This window comes from Micrococcus sp. R8502A1 (genome assembly GCF_006704135.1).
Lineage (GTDB): Bacteria > Actinomycetota > Actinomycetes > Actinomycetales > Micrococcaceae > Micrococcus > Micrococcus luteus.
This window is the reverse complement of record NZ_VIGS01000002.1, coordinates 23,001-40,982: the sequence shown is the minus strand read 5'-3', so window position 1 is coordinate 40,982 and position 17,982 is coordinate 23,001. Positions and strand designations below refer to the sequence as shown.

Sequence of the window (17,982 nt, the reverse complement as noted above, 5' to 3'; positions counted from 1 at the left end):
CATGTCTGTCGATACCGATTCCCACCAGCACGGCTACATCAGCGACAAGGAGCGCTATCTCGGCCGCATGAAGCGCATCGAAGGACAGGCGCGTGGGATCGCGAAGATGATCGATGAGGAGAAGTACTGCATCGACATCCTCACCCAGGTCTCCGCTCTGACCCGTGCCCTCCAGGGGGTTGCGACTGGTCTGCTCGACGACCATCTCAAGCACTGCGTGCTTGATGCCGCCAAGCTCAGCGACGAGGCGGCCGTCGAGAAGATCCAGGAAGCCACCGACGCCATCAACCGGCTCGTTCGCTCCTGAACCCGGACCCCGATCACCGCGTTCCAGGACACGGCGGGCACAAACCCTCAGGATGCCAGCGCGCTTGATCCTTGCCGACGCGCCGTCCGCCCGCGACGCGCTCACCTTCGCTAAGCGGGCCGCGCAGGCCGGTGCCCACGGCGTGCGCTTGCAGGCCGCGGCCGGGCTGCTGCGCATGAGCGCAGCCGCGCTAACGCCCCGTGGTGCGCTCGACCGCACTCCTACGATCCTCGTCCTTCGCACGCTCCGCTCCGACCCTCAGCTGCAGTGCGACGTCACCGTGGAAACGTTAACCGCGACCGCCGACCCTCTTACCCTGGCGTTGCCGGAAACCGCGCTGGCACCCGCCTGGACCAGCGTCGAACCCCCGCAACACGGGTGGAGACTTATTGCGGATGTGTCCAGCCTTACGCTGATGCGCAGCGCCCGTGCCGGCATCGAGGCCGTCGCCCAAGCACTTCCCGACAAACCCGGCGACGATGTCGTCCGCAAGATCCGGGGCACGGTTTGGGGCACCCCGGACACGGCACTCGCATCGCCGCCACAAGGCGTTGCGTTCGCCGCCTACGTCTGCGGGTTCCTCAGCCGAGGAAACGGGGCCACGATCTCAACCGCCGGCCGTTGGACGCGGTTGACCCTCCCGACTGGACACGTGCTCCTGCGCGGACCCGTCGCCTCTGGCCTCACCCCGATCCGCCGCACCCGGCCACGCGTTTCCGAGTCCGTCACATCGATTGAATAACCCTTGATACCCTATAGGGGTATGGGGTAGTATTGATGACTATGAAAAAGGTTGAGCACGTGCACGCCACGTATGACACACCGCATCTGAATGCGGCGGTCGGAGTCTTCGCGTTGCTGGCGAATCCGGTGAGTGTGAAGATGATCCTCGCCATTCGCGACATCGAGGTCTCTGCCAATCATCTGGCGGACATCGTCGACCTTCCCGTCGACCAGACCTCCCACGAGCTTCACCGCCTGGAGTCGGCCGGGATCGTGAGTCGGCAGCGACGCGAGTCCGGCGACTTCTACCTATTGAACGGTGTGCCTGCCGGGGCGCTGGCTGAGGCTGCGATCTTCCATGCCGAACATCAGCAGCAGGAACGCACTCGTGCGGGTTCTCCCACCTCGAACTCGCGACCGAACTGACAGAGGAGGCATCATGCCCCGTTTTTCCCGATTGACCCCTGAGACCGCAGTGGGGGCCTCACGAGACTTGCTCGGCGATCTCGTCGAGCGGCACGGCCAGGTCGGAGACATGGTCTCGACGATGGCGCACTCCCCGGCGGTGCTCGGCGGCTATCTGCAGCTGAGCAAAGCCATGCGTCGCGCCAAGCTCGACCGTAAGGTCAGCGAGCTCGTTTCGATCGCCGTGCAGTCGAAGCAGGGATGCGGAATGTGCCTGGCCTCGCACATCAGCGCGGCACGATCGCTCGGGGTCAGCGATGACGAGATCGCACTCGCCCAGCAGGGTACGGCGATGACCGGCCCGGTCGCGGCGATGATCGCGCTCGGCCTCCAGGTCTACCGTGACCCTACGTCGATCACCGACGAGCAGATTGACGAGCTTCGGGGATACGGGTACAGCGACCGTGAGATCTCTGATGTCGTCGGGGTCGTGTCGCTGAACATTCTCACCGGCGCCTTCAACCTGGTTGCTGGCCTCACGCCGGGCGACTGACTTCGCCGGCGACTTGGTGCCTTGGCCGAGAGGATAGGCAGCGGTCTGCAAAACCGTTTACACGGGTTCGAATCCCGTAGGCACCTCCACTTCCCGCTGAGCCCAATAGGACACACGTCGCTGGAGGCGAGTGATGGAGAGCCAGCACATCTTCAACGGTGACATGACACGCGCCGCGCGCATCCTCGTGAAGGTGAGCGCCCAATATATCGCCCGTGAAGCCAACGTGACCAAGGAAGAGTTGCGCGACTTCGAGAAGGGGCGACACGACTTGTCGTAGAAGAAGCAGGAGCGTGTGCGGGCCACCCTCGAAGAATTGGGGGCAGAGCTTCTGCCTGACGGACCCAACGGCGGCTACGGCATCCGTCTGAAGTTCGGCCGTTCCAGGATCTACTCACTTGAACGTTGCGAGGGCGAGGGCGGGCCGCGGCTCACAACAGAGTCTGATCGTCGGACCCAGGCCCATGTGCCCTTCTCGGAACCGGATTCAAACCTACCTTTTCACCTGGAAGATCGCACCACGGCCTCACTGCGCATCCTGGTGCCGTTGCGCCTGGGCCGGCTTTGGCCGTCACACCTTGCCTCTGCTCCAGGAATGGAAGCGTGGGCACGCTGAGCTCATCGAATACAGTCGCCCGACGGACCCGATCTGGGCCCTGCGCGACGGGGGCGATCGATGCCGCACTCATCCGCTCTTCTTCACCCAAACGTGCCATTGGTCCGGGTTTGGAGCGGTTACCGCTGTTCACCGAACGCCTGGTTGCATCGGTGACGAGTACCGACTCGCGTGCCCGGCAGGAGTCGGTGACCCTAGCCGATCTCGCTGACGGGCCGGTGGCGGTCTGCGCGACCGCTCCGACGGCCACCGGGGAGCTGTGGAGTACGACTGCTCGCATGCCGCGCACGATCTCGGTGGCGAACACGGACGAGTGGTTAACCCGCATCGCTGTCGGCGACGCCATCGGCATCACTGCAGAGGCGACAACGCACAACCACCGCGCGCCGGAGGTGGTCTATCTGCCCATCGAGGATGCCCCACGGGTGACCGTGGCGCTGACCTGGCCAGGGCAGAGGAGGAGCCACCCGCAGGTAGGGGTCTTCGCCACCTGCGCACAGGACTACTTCACCCGACTCATCGACATCGGCTCCCCACCCCGGCTGCTCTCCACCGGGGCCGATGGTCAGCTGACGTAGCTCCCCACTGCAGCTATGCGACCGACCATCCCCCAGGTAGCCCATCCTCGGGTGCGACGGGACCCCTGAGCTTCATTCCGTGTCGGAGCTACAGATCACACTCGACAATCTCGCTCTAGCGCGATATGATCGCCCTATGACGATGATTCAAGAGGAGGGGGCAACCCTCGACGAAGTGGCGACAGTAGCGTACGCCCACCTGTTCCAGGCATTTGCGGAGCCGACGAGGTTAGCGATCGTGCAGCACCTCGCCTCCGGGGAGCACCGGGTCCGGGACCTGGTCGAGCACATGGGCCTGGCCCAGTCCACGGTGAGCAAGCATGTCGGCTTCCTCGTCGAGTGCGGCCTGGCGACGATGCGCCCGGAAGGGCGCTCCACCTGGTACTCGCTGGCACAGTCCGAGCTCCTGCGTACCCTCATCGCCGCTGCCGAACGCCTCCTCGATGCCACCGGTACGCAGGCCCTGCTCTGCACGCACCTGCGACTCCCACATACCCACCACGCGACAGATACGGACCAGAAGTAGACATGGGCGCAGGACACAATCACGGCCCCGCCGCCAGCGAGACCGGTCACCCCGGAGATTTCCGCAAGAAACTCTGGATCGCATTCTCGATCACCGCGACGATCGTCGTCGCCCAGGCCATCGGCTCGATCATCACCGGCAGCCTCGCACTGCTGACCGACACCGCCCATGCCATTACCGATGCCTCCGGGCTGCTGGTCGCACTGATCGCCGCGACGCTGATGCTCAAGCCCGCCAACTCCAAGCGCACCTGGGGGTTCCGGCGTATCGAAGTGATCGCAGCCCTCGGACAGTCGGCACTGCTGCTGGCGGTGGGCACCTACGCCGCCATCGAAGGCATCCGGCGACTGTTCGAGCCGCCGGAGGTGCCCGCAAGCGAACTGCTGATATTCGGCATCATCGGCCTGGTCGCGAACATCATCGCCATCACCATCCTCGCCTCCAGCCGCGGCTCGAACTTCAACATGCGTGCCGCGTTCCTCGAAGTTCTCAATGATGCCCTCGGGTCGCTCGGAGTGATCATCGCGGCGATCGTCATCGCCACGACCGGGTTCATGCAGGCCGATGCCATCGCCGGACTGCTTATCGCCGCATTGATCGTGCCTCGCGCGTTCAAGCTCATGCGCGAGACCACTGGCGTCCTTATGGAGTTCACTCCCAAGGGCCTCGACCTCGACAAGGTGCGTTCGCACATCCTCGAACTTGACCATGTCAAAGATGTCCATGACCTGCACGCCTCCACTGTGGCGACCGGCCTGCCGATCCTGACCGCCCACGTCGTCGTCGAGGACGAGTGTTTCACCGACGGTCGTGCCGCGCAGACGCTCCACGAGATCAAAGATTGCGTCGCAGGACACTTCGAGGTCTCCATCCATCACTCGACCTTCCAGATCGAGACCGAGCACATTGCCGAACATGAACCGGAAATCAGCAAGCACGACTGAACGCAGTGCCCCTCCCGGGCTCGTTCCGGGCGGGGGCGCTTCCGCGTCACGCAGGTAGGCACTACCCCTATGGGGTAGTAAGGCCAATTGGCACCACGGGCAGACACGGGAAGGAATCCCATGAAAAACTTCAGGCCATTCCCGAAGTACGGCGGAACGAAAACCGCTGCAATCACCGTCGTGGTCGGTGCTTTCCTGCTCACCGGATGCACGGCCGCCAACGACTCATCCTCAGCCTCCCGGCACTAACGATCAGCTGTCACCAGTTCCTGCTTCACGCCCGCCAGCTGTTTCTCAACTGCTGACCTTTGCCTCGCAGCACGCTTCAGCACAGATTCGCAAGGCTGCACGCGAGAGCATCCCCGACTGATAGCCCGCCGTCGACCACGAGAGGTGACTCCTCTGCACCCGGTGCCTGAGGCGGAAGTCGAGCGGCAGGTGGCACGGCCTCAGAATCGCCTTCCCGGCATGAGCGCACTGTCAGGCGCGCGCCTGGGACATGTCCGCGACGCAGCGGTCAGGGTGGTCGGCTAGGGCGTGTCTGAGAATGGATCCGGGGTCTTAGCCCAACCCTCGAAGCATTATCAGACACGCCCTAGGTCGAGGTGGCGCTCACGACCCGACGAGCAACCTCACTCCCATGACCGCAATGAACAGCGGGGCCCCTTCCCCAGTGGCCTGCGTGTCTTGCATGCCCGGCACAATCGGTCGTTTGTGGCGAGGGACCCCGCCATGCGCCGTGCGCGCCACATCCGACCCTGTCCGCCCGCCACATGACTCGCCACAACCGACCCGCCAGAGCGGCAGCCGCCCGTACGTTTCTGGCGGGCCCTGGGGCGCGCGGGAGCGCCCACCGGGACACCCAGATTTCACGCCGACCGGATCCCGCCTGATATGCGAAGAGTTCACCGCGCGTCGTGTGAACTCTTCGTTGCATCTCGACAATTGGGCACCGCCGCGTAACGCGCCACGCTCACGACTGGGTTCGCCCTTCCTTCGACGGCCGGAGGGGACTCAGGATGGGCCCATGGCCACATGGGAACCCGACGACGCAGGCGTCCTCCCCCTGCCCAGCGGACGACTGGTCCGCGGACGCCGATGGTCCGCACCCGTACAGCAAGAGCCCGACTGGGGGGGTCTACGCCCTGTGGCGCCGACCCCACCCCTCCCGGCCTCACGTCCGGGTGCCGTGGCCGGACTTCGGTCTGCCCCTCGACTCCCGCCAGGCCCGGGACGCGATCGACCAGGCCTTGCAGCTCAGCACCCATCACCGGGTCGAAATCGCCTATGGCGGCGGCCGAGACCGCACCGACACGATTCTGGCCACCCTGGCCTGCCACGAGGGTCTCGAACCAGAGGCCGCCATCCGGTGGGTCCGGGAGCACTACGACGCCCATGCGGTAGAGACCCCGTGGCAACGCCGATGGGTCAGAGCATCACGTAAGGGCGGGGAGGCCCGCTGAGCTGCCTGCTCCTTCCCCTCGCCCGCACGGCCCCTCTCAAGGATCTGGATAATCGCCCGACAGAAGTTCTGGAAATCTCCGACGAGCTTGGCATCGCCGCCGTCCCGCCCGCCCATGGGGCCAGCCCCCTACGCTGACCCCATGTGGACCCGCATTCACGCCCGTCTGGGGCTGACCGATCCAGAGCTCAAACCTGAGCACATCGAGGCCGCAGTACGCGAGAGTCTCAAGGAGGAAGAGGAACTGGACTGGAAGGTCCAGCTCCCCCTACCTGACGACCTCAAGGGTCCTGATCTGGAAGCCAAAGCCCGCGAGCTGGCGAAGGATGTCGCCGCCATGGCCAACGGAGACGGCGGCGTGATCGTGTACGGAGTGCAAGAGAAACGCTCCAACACGCCGATGGCGATCGTAAGCGTCGGGGAAGTCTCCGAAGTACAGGAGCTGCAGATCCGGCGCGCCATCCTGGCCCGCACCTACCCACCTGTCTCTGGCGTGCAGTTCGAACACGTGATCTGGGACGACGGGCGCCGGGTCCTGGCATTGCACGTGCCAGCCAGCCCGGAGGCACCGCACTTGATCCGCCCTCCCAAAGACAAGTCGGATCAGGGATGGTTCCAAGCCCCGTGGCGCAACGGCTCCCACACGGCGAACATGACCGAACGCCAGATCGAGGAGGCCTACCGACGGCGGGAGCAACGGCGACGCGAGCAACGCGCGAGCGTGAGCGAGCGATTTCACGACTTCGTGGTGGCCGTCGGCGCCGACCCTGAACTGGGCTCGAACGCACGCACTGTCAACGGCACGACTATCATGGGGCCGCCTCCCATCTGGATGACCGCCGTGGCCGTCCCGCTCCAACCGCGCGTCGACCCCCGTCGACTGAGCGCTATCGGGGCAACCCGGTTCCTGGACGCCGTGAAGGCCCGTCGGCCAGAGCAATCGTTCGAGGGTCTCAGCGCATTGAGGACATCCGCCTTCTCCGAGCTGCGGCGGGGGTTGGGCCTGTACCACCACACCTACCTCCCCCGCCCCGACTACCCCCAAGGCGCCCGCCTGGAAATCCACGGGGACGGCGGCTTAGGTCTGGGCGTGACTCGAGACGGCAGATTCGGCAGGGATGACCTCACCCCGGAATTCGTGGCAGCCGAGGACGCCGAAACCCTCGCCTGGGACTTGACGGCCATGCTGGTGCGAACCGTCGAGGCCGGCAACGTGAGCGGCGACTTCCTTGTGAAGTTCGGCCCCTCCCGGCCACCAGAGGGGATCCGACGGCGCAGCTGGATGGGAAGCATGTACGCATCCATCAGCGACGACGACCGTCTTCGCGGGCTCAAGGCCGTATCGGGGACCGCAGTGGCCACACACGGCCGCCGGGAGCTTGTGCGCAGTGTGTGGGAACTGCTGGAGGACTTCTTGTCCCAGCGGGGTGCTCTGCCCAGCATCACGGCGGATCAGTTCGCCACGGCACTCGCCCTGGAGGATGACTAAGCCGCCAGCAGCTCCCTGGCCAATCCCTGGGCGATCTCGAGGCTCCGGCCATCCGGGTCGACGCCGCGCTGCGCGATTGCCCCCTCGAGCAGCAGGAACACATGCTCGGCCAGACGCTGAGCAGCCTCCTTGCCGCGCTCGGCCGCGATCAGGCGCTGGACTTTCTCCCGTACGGCCTGCTTGTGTTCCCGGATGACGGTCAGGCCAGGGTGGTCCCCCCGCAGTTCAGCGGCCGCGTTGAGGAACGCGCACCCGTGCAGGGCACCATCGGCGTCATCGCGGTAGGAGTCGAACACCGCCAGCACCCGCGGCTCCGGCGCCACGGCCAGGCGCTCCTGCAGGCGCACCCACCACCGCTCGTGACGCTGACGCAGGTAGGCCTCCACGAGGGCCTCCTTGGACCCGAACCGGTTGTAGAGGGTGCGCTTGGTCATGCCCGCCTCCGCGGCGATCGCCTCCACCCCCACCGCGTGGATCCCCTGGGCGTAGAACAGCCGTTCCGCCGCGTCCAGGATGCGACGGGCCCCCGGCGTGAGCGCCGGCGTCTGAACCTGAGCCATGGGACCTCCTCGTTGACTTCACCGACCAGTGTACGTAGTCTCCTGCAGAATTCACCGATCGGTGAATTCTCTTTGTCGGGCGGCCACGCCCAGATAGGACCGCCGCGATGTCCCGCACCGAGACCACCCCCGTCGGACGGGCCGACAACGGCGCCCGCCCCCTCACCCCTCGGGCCACAGTGGCGCTCACGGCGGCCGGCGCGAGCCTCATCGCCGCCTGCTATGGGCTTGCCCGCTTCGCCTACGGCTTGTTCTTGCCCGCCTTCCGCGAGGCGTTCGCGCTGGACGCGGCCACCGCCGGGCTGATCGCCTCGGCCAGCTACACGGCCTACTGCGTGGGCATCCTGGCCGCTACGGCCCTGACGCCGCGGGTTGGGGCACGCCCGGTGGCGGTGACCGCGGGGGCGTTGGCCACGGCCGGGTGCGCGATGATCGCCGCGACCCCTTCAGCGTTGGTCCTCGGGGTCGGGGTGGCGGTGGCCGGCTCCAGCACGGGCGTGGCCTCCCCGCCCCTGGCCCGCGCGGTCTCCGAGCACGTGACGGCGGCCCGGCAGGACCGGGTCCAGACGGTGGTGAACGCCGGCACCGGGGTAGGGGTGATGGTCTCCGGCCCCGTCGCCCTGCTGACCCAGGAGCAGTGGCGCACCGGATGGTGGATCTTCACCGCCCTGGCCGCGCTGGTCACCCTCTGGATCTGGAGGACCGTGCCCGCCGGCCGGCAGGGGGCCGCCCGCGCAAAGGCAGAGTCTGCGCAGGCCGACGGGCGGCCCCCACTGTTTCCGCCGGGCGCGTGGGCCCTGGTCACCGCCTCCGCGGTCATGGGAGCTTCCAGCGCGGCGGGGTGGACGTTCGGTCAGGACTTCCTGCAGACCGCCGGCGGTCACGGGCCCGGTCTGGCTACGGCGGCGTGGATCGTGCTGGGTGCGTGCGGGTTGGCCGGGGCGGCCGCCGGGGATCTCGTGGGACGGATGTCCCTGCCCACCGCCTGGACCGGACTGATGGCCGTCTTCGCTGCGGCGACCGCGGCGTGGGCGCTGTGGCCGCAGGACCCGGTGGTTGCCGTCGCCGCCTCAGGCGCATTCGGAGCGATTTACATCGCCCTGACCGGGGTGCTGCTGCTCTGGGGCACGCGCCTCTATCCCGGCCGCGCCTCCACCGGGGTGGGTCTGGCGTTCTTGGCCATCGCCGCCGGCCAGGCCGCGGCCTCCCCCGCTCTGGGCGCCCTGGCGGGGGCCGCGGACATGCGCCTGGCGTTTCTGATCGCCGCCGGAGCCGGGGTGGCCGGCGCGATGCTGCGTCCATCACGGGCTCACACACGCACGTGAGGGTCATTCCCCCGCGGGAAGGTGCCTGCAGGACGCGATCCAGCACGGGGTGGTCTGAGTGATGGCGACCTGGCGAGCGACGACCAGGAAGGACGCCGCGGCCAAGGCCACGACCATGGTCCGCGCGTCGGCGGGAGGGCAGGTCACTCCAGACGACGCAGCGCCGCCTCGATGAGGGCACGCCCGTTGCCCTCTGTAAGTGCGCCCAGGAACACGGCCTGCGCAGCACCGTCGGACAACAGAACGAGCTCCCAGGCCACTGAACCCGGGTCGGCCACCTGGGGGCACTGAGCGGCAAGACAGGCCGCCACTGCGTCGACGAGGCCCTTCTTCGCCTCGGCGAGGAGGTCGGCGATCCAGGGGTCGGACACCGCCGCAGCCACATAGGAGTAGTAGACGGCCATCCCGGTCCGAGACGACGCCGCCGGGCCGAAGGCGTGCATCAGCAGGGACTTCAGCGTGGTCGGATCGTCGCGGGGCCCCAGTGCTTCGGAGTGGTGATCAGCCGCACCACGCAGCATCAGCTCCGCACTGGCACGGACGAGCTCCGTCTTCGCCGTGAAGTAGTACTGGACCCGCCCGGGCGAGACACCGGCCGCCTCCGCCACGGACCGTACGCTGACAGCGGCGATTCCCCTGGTGGCGATCACCTGCCAGACGCCGGCCAAGATCTCTTCTCTTTTGCCCTGATCCATGTTGACCATCCTATCGATACGAACGTATCCTTACCGTCATGCAATACAAACGTATCGTTCAGCGGGTGGGTCGTGTGATGAAGGTGGTGGCCGTCGCGGTCATCCTGGGCCTCGCCGCCAGCAAGGTGGTGGATCTCTTCACCGCCGACCCACAAGTCGGGCACTGGCGCACTCAGGAGGCGCGGTCCGCCTATGAGAGGGCCTACCGCGACGTCCTCGCCGGTCTGCCGGCACCAGACGTCACACGCGAGGTGAAGACGGACTACGGCATTGTCCATGCCCTCGTGTGGAACGGCCCCGACGACGCCGGAGCACCAGTCCTCCTCATGCCCGGCCGGTCCAGCGGTGCACCGATGTGGGCCGAAAATCTGCCGTCGTGGATCGGACAGCGCACTGTCATCGCACTCGATCCGATCGGGGATGCCGGCCTGAGCGCACAATCGATGCCCCTGGGAGAGCCCGCAGATCAGGGCGCATGGGTGTCCCAAGCCATCGACGGGTTAGGCATGAACACGGTCCACGTGGTCGGTCACAGCTTCGGTGGCGCCACCGCGACCGAGCTGGCCCTGGCCCACCCAGAACAGGTCGCTTCCCTCACCCTGCTCGAGCCGATCATGGCCGCCAGCGGAATGCCGGCCTCGATCTACTTCTGGTCGACCATCGCAGCACTCCCCACCCCGCAGTCCTGGCAGGACCGCGCGCTGGCGGAGATCGGGGGCACCACAACAGACGACGTCGCCGAACGCTCTCCGATGTCCGTGATGATCAGCGAGGCAACGCAGGGGTATACGGCTGCGCTGCCCATGCCGCGCACCTTGACGGACGATCAGTGGCGTTCCTTGACGATGCCGGTGAGGCTCGACATCGGCGGCGAATCAGCACTCGCCGGCGGTCCGGGTGCCGCGGAACGCGTCACCAGGCTCGTTTCACAAGCCGAGGTCACCGTGTGGCCTGGGGGCACGAACTCGCTGCCCATGGACGAGGCAGACGCGCTAGGACGGGAGCTTCTCGACTTCTGGGACGCCAGCGAGGGGCGGTGAGCCGGTCGGGACTGCTGCACGGATAGGTGACAGGGTGGGTCAGGCTGCCTGAGCGGCCGGTGCGGTCATGATGGTCTCGTATTCAACGGGAGTCAATCGGCCCAGGGCTGTCTGCCTGCGCCGGCGGTGGTAGGTCCGCTCAATCCAGGTGACGATCGCGATCCGCAGCTCCTGGCGAGTGGCCCAGGTGCGACGGTCCAGGACGTTCTTCTGCAGCAGCGCGAAGAAGCTCTCCATGGCCGCGTTGTCACCGGCGGCACCGACCTTGCCCATCGAACCGACCATGTCGTGGTGGTGCAGGGCGCGGACGAATTTCCTGGACCGAAATTGCGATCCGCGGTCTGTGTGCAGGATACAGCCGGCCACCTCGGTGCGTCTGGCCACGGCATTGTTTAGCGCATTCACGGCCAGGCGCGACTTCATCCGGTCGCTGATCGAGTAGCCCACGATCCGGTTGGAGTACACGTCCTTGACCGCGCACAGGTAGAGCTTGCCTTGACCGGTGCGGTGTTCGGTGATGTCGGCCAACCAGAGTTCGTTCGGGGCGTCGGCGGTGAAATCGCGTTTCACCAGATCGTCGTGGACCGGTGGGCCCGGCTTCTTGCCGTTCTTGCCGCGCTTCTTGCCGAACGCGCTCCACCAGCCGTTGGCCGAGCACACCCGCCACATCGTCCGGTCACACGCGGCGTGGCCGGCGTCTCGGGCCTCATCGGCCAGGTACCGGTAGCCGAACTCGGGGTCGTCGCGATGGGCGTCGAACAACGCGTTGGCCAGGTACGCCTCGGCCAGTTCGGCGTCGGTGACCGGGGTGGCGCGCCAGCGGTAGTAGGGGCTGGCGGGCGAGCTTGAGGACCCGGCACGTCACCGTGACGGGGATCCCGTCGGCGGCCAGCTCACGGACGAGCGGGTATTTCATTTTCCCGGCAGGTTCGCCTGGGACAGATAGGCCGCCGCCCGGCGCAGAACCTCGTTCTCCTGCTCCAGCAGCCGGATGCGCTTCTTGGCCTCCCGGAGCTCGGCGTGCTCGGCGGCGCTCGTTCCGGGTGTGGAGCCCTCTTCCACGTCCGCCCGGCGCATCCAGTTGCGCAGGCAGGACTCGGCAATGCCGAAGTCCGCGGCGATCTGCTTGATGGTCTGGCCAGGTTCACGATCGCGGACGACGCGCACGACGTCGTCGCGGAACTCCTGGGGATAGGGCTTGGGCACGGTGTTCATCCTTCCAGCAACGCCTCACAGCGTCACAGATCAGATGTCACCTATCCGTGCAGCAGTCCCTTGCCATCGTGCGACTACGCGCCGTGAGGGCCAGGGGACGCACGCGGGCCTCCTGAGTGGGCGCGTCGATTGAAGCGTCGGAACAGCAGGGGGCGCCCCCTGCCGCGTGGTGGGGCCGAGCCATCGCCCGACCCCGCCGCGAGGCACGAGTCACGCCGCGTGGGGCTCGTCGGAACGCAGTTGCCCGGCCAGTGCCAGGACGCCGGCCAAGGCCAGCGGGACCATCCCCGCGGCCACGAACAGTGCTCCTGGGGCGACGGCGGCGGAGACCGCCCCCACGAGCCCGACGGACAGCGGCATGAACGCGATCGAAACGAAGAAGTCCAGGCTCGCCACCCGTCCGAGCATGTCCAAGGGCACGTGCGCCTGGAGGACGGTCCCCCAGATCACCATGCCCACTCCGATGCCGGCCCCGTAGAGCATCAGACCGGCCCCGATGATCCAGGGGTTCAGCGTCCAAGCAGGCAGGGCCAGCGGGACACAGGCCAGAGCCCAGACTCCCACCATTACGGGCAGGAACCGCCGCGGCGCCTCCATGCCGCCAGCAAGCAGCGAGCCGACCAGCCCGCCGACGCCCAGCGCCGCCAGCACCGCCCCGTAGACCGCGGCACCGTTCTCGTGGCCGTCGCGCAGCAGCACCGGCAGCAGCACCTCGAGGACGCCGGTCGTCACCAGGCCCATGACGGCGGCGAACAGGACGCTGCTCCTCACCCAGCGCGTCCGGAGGACGTACGTGAATCCCTCGGCCAGGTCCCGGAACGGGTGCTGAGGCGCCGCATTCGTATCTGGAGGGCCCACCGCAGGCAGGCGGGCGGCCAGCACCGCGCCGGCCGCGAGCGAAAGGGCAATGAGCAGCCCGCCCGCAGGAGGTGTCGTCGCACCGATGACCGCCCCGGTCAGGGCTGGTGCCAGGGCCTGACCGACGACGGGCCGCGTCGCCCCCTCGAGGCCGTTCACGGCCATCAGCTGCTCTTCCTCGACGAGCAGCGGCACCAACGCCGTGTAGGCCGGGAAGAAGAACGCCGTCGATGCCCCGACGATCAGTGCTGACAATCCCAGGAGCCAGTACTGAACGGCCCCCATCGTGGCGAGGCCGGAGACGACACCGGCCGCCACCGCATTGACGACCAGGACGGCCACCAGGATCCCCTTCTTCGACAGGCGATCGGCGACGACGCCGGCCGGCAGTGAGGCAGCCAGCAGGCCGACACCGCTCCACATGACGACGCCGGCCAGCGTCGGCGGATCAGCTCCGAGCTCCAGCACTTGCATGGCCAGGTACAGGTTCCAGGCACCCTGGCCGAAGATGGCCAGCACCATCGCCAGGAACAGCGGCCGATACCGGGGAGAGGACAGAGGTGCCAGTGCGGTGATCGAGGTCAACGGCTCACCCCCTCGGTGCTCAGCTCGAGACGCGGCCAGTCGGTCAGGTCTCGGAGCATCTGGCGGTCGTGAGTGGCCACCACCACGGCCGCCCGGGTCTCCCGGATGGCGTCCGTGAGCTCGTCCACCAGCGCGGCGGAGAGGTGGTTGGTCGGCTCGTCGAGCATCAACAGGTCCGGCTGTTCAGCCAGGCACAGCGCCAGGTGGAGCCTTCGCTGCTGCCCCTGAGACATCCGCCCAACGGGCGTGTCCAGGCTCCGCGGTTCTAGCAGGCCCAATGACCCGAGTGACGGCACACCGTTGTTCCTCGCCATCAGACCGTTGCGGTGCAGGTGCGCCTCGAACGCCTGCCGCGCCGTGTGTCGCGGGTTCCATGCGGGCACTTCCTGGGCGAGCAGCGCGATCTTCGCGCCCGTGTGCCGCAGGATGCGGCCGGCAGTGGGCTCGAGGATGCCGGCGAGGACCTGGAGCAACGTGGACTTGCCGGCGCCGTTCGGGCCGGTGAGCAGCAGGCGATCCCCGCCGTGGAGCTCGACGGAGGCCGGCCCGTGGAGGCGGCCGGCCAGGCCGACCCCCTCCGCACTGAGCAGTGGCCGGCCTGCCCTGGTCGTCGAGGCCGGCCACGTCAGGGACCGGGGCGGGTCCGGCACGGTGATCTCGTGCGCCGCCAGATCCCGCATCCTGCGGTTGAAGGTTTGGACCACGCCGCCGGCGCGAGTGGCCCGCTGGTGCTTGCCCGTCCCCTTGTCCGGACGCCACCGGTCCTGGAGACGTCCGCGGGCGGCCTCGGCCGCGCTGGTGAGGGCGGCGTGTTCGGCCAGCTGCTGCTCATGCTCCTGTTCCCAGGCGGCCCGCTCGGCACGCCGCCCCTTCTCCCAGGCCTCATAGCCTCCGGTGTACTGCCGGGGGCGACCGTCACGAGTGGGATCCAGGTCGAGGAAGACGTCGGCGACGTCCTTCATCAGTGCGCGGTCATGGGTGACCACGGCGAACCCCCCAGCGTGCTCCCTCAGTGCCCGTGTCAGGTACTCCAGGGCCCCGGCGTCGAGATGGTTGGTGGGCTCGTCCAGCAAGAGCAGGTCCACCGCAGAGCCCAGGACGACGGCCAGCCGGACGCGGTACCGCTGTCCGACGGACAGTGCCCGCAGCGGACAAGCCCGATCCGTGCAGGCGGACAGGCCGTGCAACGCGAGGTCGATGCGCCGCTCGGCGTCCCAGGCGTCGAGGGCGGTGGCCGTCTCCAGCGCTCGGGCGTAGGCGTCATCGGCTCCAGGCCTGCCCTCTGCCATGGCGAGGGTGGCCTCCTCGAGGCGGTCCAGGACACGGAGGGACTCGCCGATGGAGTCGTGGACGAGGTCACCGACCGTGCGGTCGTCGTCCACGTCGAGGTCCTGTTCGACGAGGGCGACCGTCCCTGCGCGGGTCACGGTGCCGGAGTCCGGCATCAGGGTGCCGGCGAGCACATGCAGCAGCGTGGTCTTGCCGCGGCCGTTCTCACCGACGACGGCCAGCCGGGATCCGGCGGAGACCGTGACGTCCACGTCGTTCAGCACGGTTCGATCGCCCAGGGTGAGGGTGATGCTCTCGGCTCGGATGTGGGCGGCGCTGCCTGCAGGCAGGGCAGGGGTGTTCAGAGGGGTCAGGGTCATCGTGGTCTCTCAGCTCGTCATGGAGCCGGGCAGCACGAGAAAGCCGCCCGGCAGGGTGCCAGGACGGCGAGCGGGTTTCGTCAGGAGTGGTCCGCCGCCGTCAGCGGGCGGAGCGGAGCTTCATCGACGCGATGCCTCTGTACATGGACTCGACGATATCAAACGCGGCAGAGGAGTCCCGGATCGCCACAGACCTGTATGTCGAGCTATCGAGCGTCCCGGGGAGGCAGAGACTGGAAAACTGACGAGCGAGACAGTCATGGTTTGGCCTCTGCGGCCCCGTCAGAGGTCTGCGGCTCGATAGAAGGCCCTCGCAAGCCTCTTGAAGCCTCAGCCTTGCCCATATGCGACCGTTTCACGAAAAGTTCTAGGACTGTCCACGTGCCACCGTCTGCCACGTCCGCCACACCGATTGGTGCTTTTTCTGATGACTTTCACTATCACTCGCGCAATTGAGACCTTGTCAGATCCGAATGTGCAGATCGAACACGCATTGCGGCAATGTCTGGTAGTGGCAAAGCGAATCCAGTCCGACCCTATGGTGGAATGGGTGAAGGGCGAGCTTCAGGGGTACGGGTCACCAGACGTTAAACCTCCGAACTATCGCTCAACTCTCTTCGCTCCATACAGGCTCACATTCCATGGTCCGATGGGCGCCTCGTTGCGTCAGTCACTCAGTCGTTCGGACATCCCAGAGTCATTACGAGTACCCGCAGAAGCAGACTTCCTACGCCAGCCCGTGGCGGAGGTCAGCGCCCTGACCCGAGACCGGGAGAACTCACCGGAGCTTAGCCTTCCTCTCATTTGGGTCGATGAGTTCCGTCGCCTCGGCAATGAAGGCAAAGCGCCCAGAGTTGAGATGATGGAGCTCGCATCGGCCTGCAGAGTCCTGCCCCGGACGCATCTGGAGGGCATCGTCGATCGTGTGCGCACCTCTGCCCTAGAGCTGCTGTTGGAGCTCGAAGCCATTGATCCATCAGTGGGCGATGTCGGCAAGGATGCGGAGGGCACACGGGGAGAAGCACGCAGCGTCTCTCTTCAAATCATCACCCAAAACATCTATGGCGACCGGGCATCGGTGGTCTCACAAGGGCAGGTTGACGGCGCCGCCTCAGTTGCAATTGACGCTCGCGTGACTCCTGGAGATCGTGAGGGACTTTTGGATGCTGCCGCCAAGCTTCTCGAGCCCGATCAGGTTGCAGATCTTCGACAAGCTCTCGATGAGGACGGCAATACGGTCGGTGAGTCCACACGCTCGTTTCTGACAAAATTGCGCGACGGGGCCGCCGAAGCTTCCGGCCAAGCTGCCGTGAGTGGCCTCACTGCACTACTGACCCAGTTCTTGGGCGGCACGTTTCCCTGGTGAGAGGAGCACGGCCCCCACTGATCGCCTACTAGGACACCCTGCCGCCGGACGTGGCAGATGGCGATCCAGTAGCAACTCTTAGACATGCAGAGTGTTCGGAGTGGGCGTGGATGCGCTCGTGCGACCCGCAGGAAGTACCGCGGCTCCAGTCTGGAGGCGCCTTCTACGCACCCAGGCGAATTCGCACGGCCCCGTCCTGGATGCCCTTCTTCACTCATCTCCAGCTCGGCCTACTTTGCAGAGACGAACGTGTGGCGCGTGTTTGTGAACTCTTGGCCGCGCGTCGTGTGAAATCTTCGCTGCATCTCTACACTCGCCTTCCCTTGTGCCCTGCGCCATCGCCCGGTTGTCGAGATGCAGCGAAGATTGCACAAACGCTGTCGAGTTGCAGCGAAGATTTCACAAACGCACGAATATGTTTCATACCGCGACACGCCTCTAGAGACTTGACGGCGACGACTGTTGGCGCCGCTACGGGAAGTCCGCGTTGTCTACTTTGACAGGAACCCGCAGCATCGCGGATGACAATCAGGTCTATGCCTGACCTCATCGACCGCGCCGGAATAGAGCTGAACCTTGCCGGCGACCCGCATGAACTGCTGACGCAGTTGCAGGCGGCCGGAGTGCAGGTCAACGATTCAGCGCGCACCCTGCTCTTCCATCCCGCCGTCTTCAGGGACCTACAGACCTCCCGCCCGGTGCGCGTCGTCGAGCGCTCCCTCGCCGAGGTGGGCCTGCCCAATTGAGGCACCCTGCCGCAGCTGCGCCGGGCAGTCCTGGCTGCCGGCCTCGCTCCCTGTCCGCCGGCTGTCGCCCCCTTGCTGCGTCTGCGCACCCTGGATCAGGTCAACGCCCCGGATTCCGTGCTCCGGCATGGTCGGGCGCCGGAGGGATCCGTGCATGTGCTCTCCCCCTCGTTGGGTGAGGATCCCCGCGTGCACCGTGGCTTCTACCTGCGTGTGGTGGATGAGGTCCCCTGGCTGCGGGGATTCATGTGCGATGACCTGCACGTGATGGACGCGAATGACAGGTGGGTCCTGAGCACTCCCAGGACGTCTCCCTGACCAGGGGCGCCGGCCAGCATGG

17 protein-coding genes, 1 tRNA gene and 1 pseudogene are annotated in these 17,982 nt (G+C 66.8%); 14 read left to right on the top strand and 5 right to left on the bottom strand.

The window, feature by feature from the left end; genetic code table 11:
• The first annotated feature begins 1 nt into the window (after window position 1).
• The 10 genes from FLM69_RS00810 (at window position 2) to FLM69_RS00765 (ending at window position 7,603) form a co-directional block, all read left to right on the top strand.
• Window positions 2-307, top strand: a complete 306-nt coding sequence (locus tag FLM69_RS00810) for a metal-sensitive transcriptional regulator (protein ID WP_006214168.1) — start codon at window positions 2-4, stop codon at window positions 305-307.
• Between the two features lie 64 nt (window positions 308-371).
• Complete coding sequence (locus tag FLM69_RS00805) at window positions 372-1,049, top strand: hypothetical protein (protein WP_255502628.1); 678 nt, start codon at window positions 372-374, stop codon at window positions 1,047-1,049.
• Between the two features lie 41 nt (window positions 1,050-1,090).
• Window positions 1,091-1,456 (top strand): helix-turn-helix domain-containing protein, encoded by a 366-nt coding sequence (locus FLM69_RS00800; RefSeq protein ID WP_181743458.1) that lies wholly within the window; start codon window positions 1,091-1,093, stop codon window positions 1,454-1,456.
• Window positions 1,457-1,469: 13 nt separating this feature from the next.
• Window positions 1,470-1,988, top strand: coding sequence for a carboxymuconolactone decarboxylase family protein (locus FLM69_RS00795; protein ID WP_141842694.1), 519 nt, complete (start codon window positions 1,470-1,472; stop codon window positions 1,986-1,988).
• A 15-nt stretch (window positions 1,989-2,003) separates the two neighbouring features.
• Window positions 2,004-2,077 (top strand) — tRNA-Cys (locus tag FLM69_RS00790).
• A gap of 44 nt (window positions 2,078-2,121) precedes the next feature.
• Complete coding sequence (locus FLM69_RS11345) at window positions 2,122-2,268, top strand: hypothetical protein (RefSeq protein ID WP_156491183.1); 147 nt, start codon at window positions 2,122-2,124, stop codon at window positions 2,266-2,268.
• Between the two features lie 323 nt (window positions 2,269-2,591).
• Entirely contained in the window at window positions 2,592-3,182 is a 591-nt protein-coding gene (locus tag FLM69_RS00785; RefSeq protein ID WP_197464198.1) for a LysR substrate-binding domain-containing protein, read from the top strand.
• A 136-nt stretch (window positions 3,183-3,318) separates the two neighbouring features.
• Window positions 3,319-3,708, top strand: a complete 390-nt coding sequence (locus FLM69_RS00780) for a helix-turn-helix transcriptional regulator (RefSeq protein WP_141842693.1) — start codon at window positions 3,319-3,321, stop codon at window positions 3,706-3,708.
• A 2-nt stretch (window positions 3,709-3,710) separates the two neighbouring features.
• Window positions 3,711-4,652 (top strand): cation diffusion facilitator family transporter, encoded by a 942-nt coding sequence (locus tag FLM69_RS00775; RefSeq protein WP_101966191.1) that lies wholly within the window; start codon window positions 3,711-3,713, stop codon window positions 4,650-4,652.
• Between the two features lie 1,604 nt (window positions 4,653-6,256).
• On the top strand, window positions 6,257-7,603 hold the full coding sequence (locus FLM69_RS00765; protein ID WP_181743457.1) for a helix-turn-helix domain-containing protein: 1,347 nt from the start codon (window positions 6,257-6,259) through the stop codon (window positions 7,601-7,603).
• Here FLM69_RS00765 and FLM69_RS00760 read toward each other — a convergent pair.
• A complete protein-coding gene (locus tag FLM69_RS00760) occupies window positions 7,600-8,163 on the bottom strand; it encodes a TetR/AcrR family transcriptional regulator (protein WP_141842689.1) in 564 nt (187 codons plus the stop codon). The two genes, FLM69_RS00765 and FLM69_RS00760, sit on opposite strands and share 4 nt — an antisense overlap.
• A gap of 107 nt (window positions 8,164-8,270) precedes the next feature.
• Between FLM69_RS00760 and FLM69_RS00755 the strand changes: the two genes are divergently transcribed.
• Window positions 8,271-9,488 carry an MFS transporter gene (locus tag FLM69_RS00755; protein ID WP_141842686.1) on the top strand — a complete coding sequence of 406 codons (1,218 nt, stop codon included), beginning with the start codon at window positions 8,271-8,273 and terminating at the stop codon, window positions 9,486-9,488.
• A 143-nt stretch (window positions 9,489-9,631) separates the two neighbouring features.
• Here FLM69_RS00755 and FLM69_RS00750 read toward each other — a convergent pair whose 3' ends face one another.
• Window positions 9,632-10,183 (bottom strand): TetR/AcrR family transcriptional regulator, encoded by a 552-nt coding sequence (locus FLM69_RS00750; protein WP_181743456.1) that lies wholly within the window; start codon window positions 10,181-10,183, stop codon window positions 9,632-9,634.
• A gap of 38 nt (window positions 10,184-10,221) precedes the next feature.
• On the opposite strand from FLM69_RS00750, the gene FLM69_RS00745 reads away from it, so the two are divergent.
• Window positions 10,222-11,223 (top strand): alpha/beta fold hydrolase, encoded by a 1,002-nt coding sequence (locus FLM69_RS00745; RefSeq protein ID WP_141842682.1) that lies wholly within the window; start codon window positions 10,222-10,224, stop codon window positions 11,221-11,223.
• A gap of 39 nt (window positions 11,224-11,262) precedes the next feature.
• On the opposite strand, the pseudogene FLM69_RS00740 reads toward FLM69_RS00745, so the two are convergent.
• From FLM69_RS00740 to FLM69_RS00730, 3 genes and pseudogenes are all read right to left on the bottom strand, one after another.
• A pseudogene (locus tag FLM69_RS00740) lies at window positions 11,263-12,429 on the bottom strand (IS3 family transposase).
• 219 nt (window positions 12,430-12,648) lie between these two features.
• Window positions 12,649-13,881, bottom strand: a complete 1,233-nt coding sequence (locus FLM69_RS00735) for an MFS transporter (RefSeq protein WP_240009023.1) — start codon at window positions 13,879-13,881, stop codon at window positions 12,649-12,651.
• A complete protein-coding gene (locus FLM69_RS00730; RefSeq protein WP_135019341.1) occupies window positions 13,878-15,530 on the bottom strand; it encodes an ABC-F family ATP-binding cassette domain-containing protein in 1,653 nt (550 codons plus the stop codon). The genes FLM69_RS00735 and FLM69_RS00730 overlap by 4 nt, the downstream gene beginning before the upstream one ends.
• A 427-nt stretch (window positions 15,531-15,957) precedes the next feature.
• On the opposite strand from FLM69_RS00730, the gene FLM69_RS00725 reads away from it, so the two are divergent.
• Both FLM69_RS00725 and FLM69_RS00720 read left to right on the top strand, forming a co-directional pair.
• Complete coding sequence (locus FLM69_RS00725) at window positions 15,958-16,896, top strand: hypothetical protein (RefSeq protein ID WP_127435182.1); 939 nt, start codon at window positions 15,958-15,960, stop codon at window positions 16,894-16,896.
• Between the two features lie 536 nt (window positions 16,897-17,432).
• Window positions 17,433-17,642 (top strand): hypothetical protein, encoded by a 210-nt coding sequence (locus FLM69_RS00720; protein WP_141842680.1) that lies wholly within the window; start codon window positions 17,433-17,435, stop codon window positions 17,640-17,642.
• Window positions 17,643-17,982 lie beyond the last annotated feature (340 nt).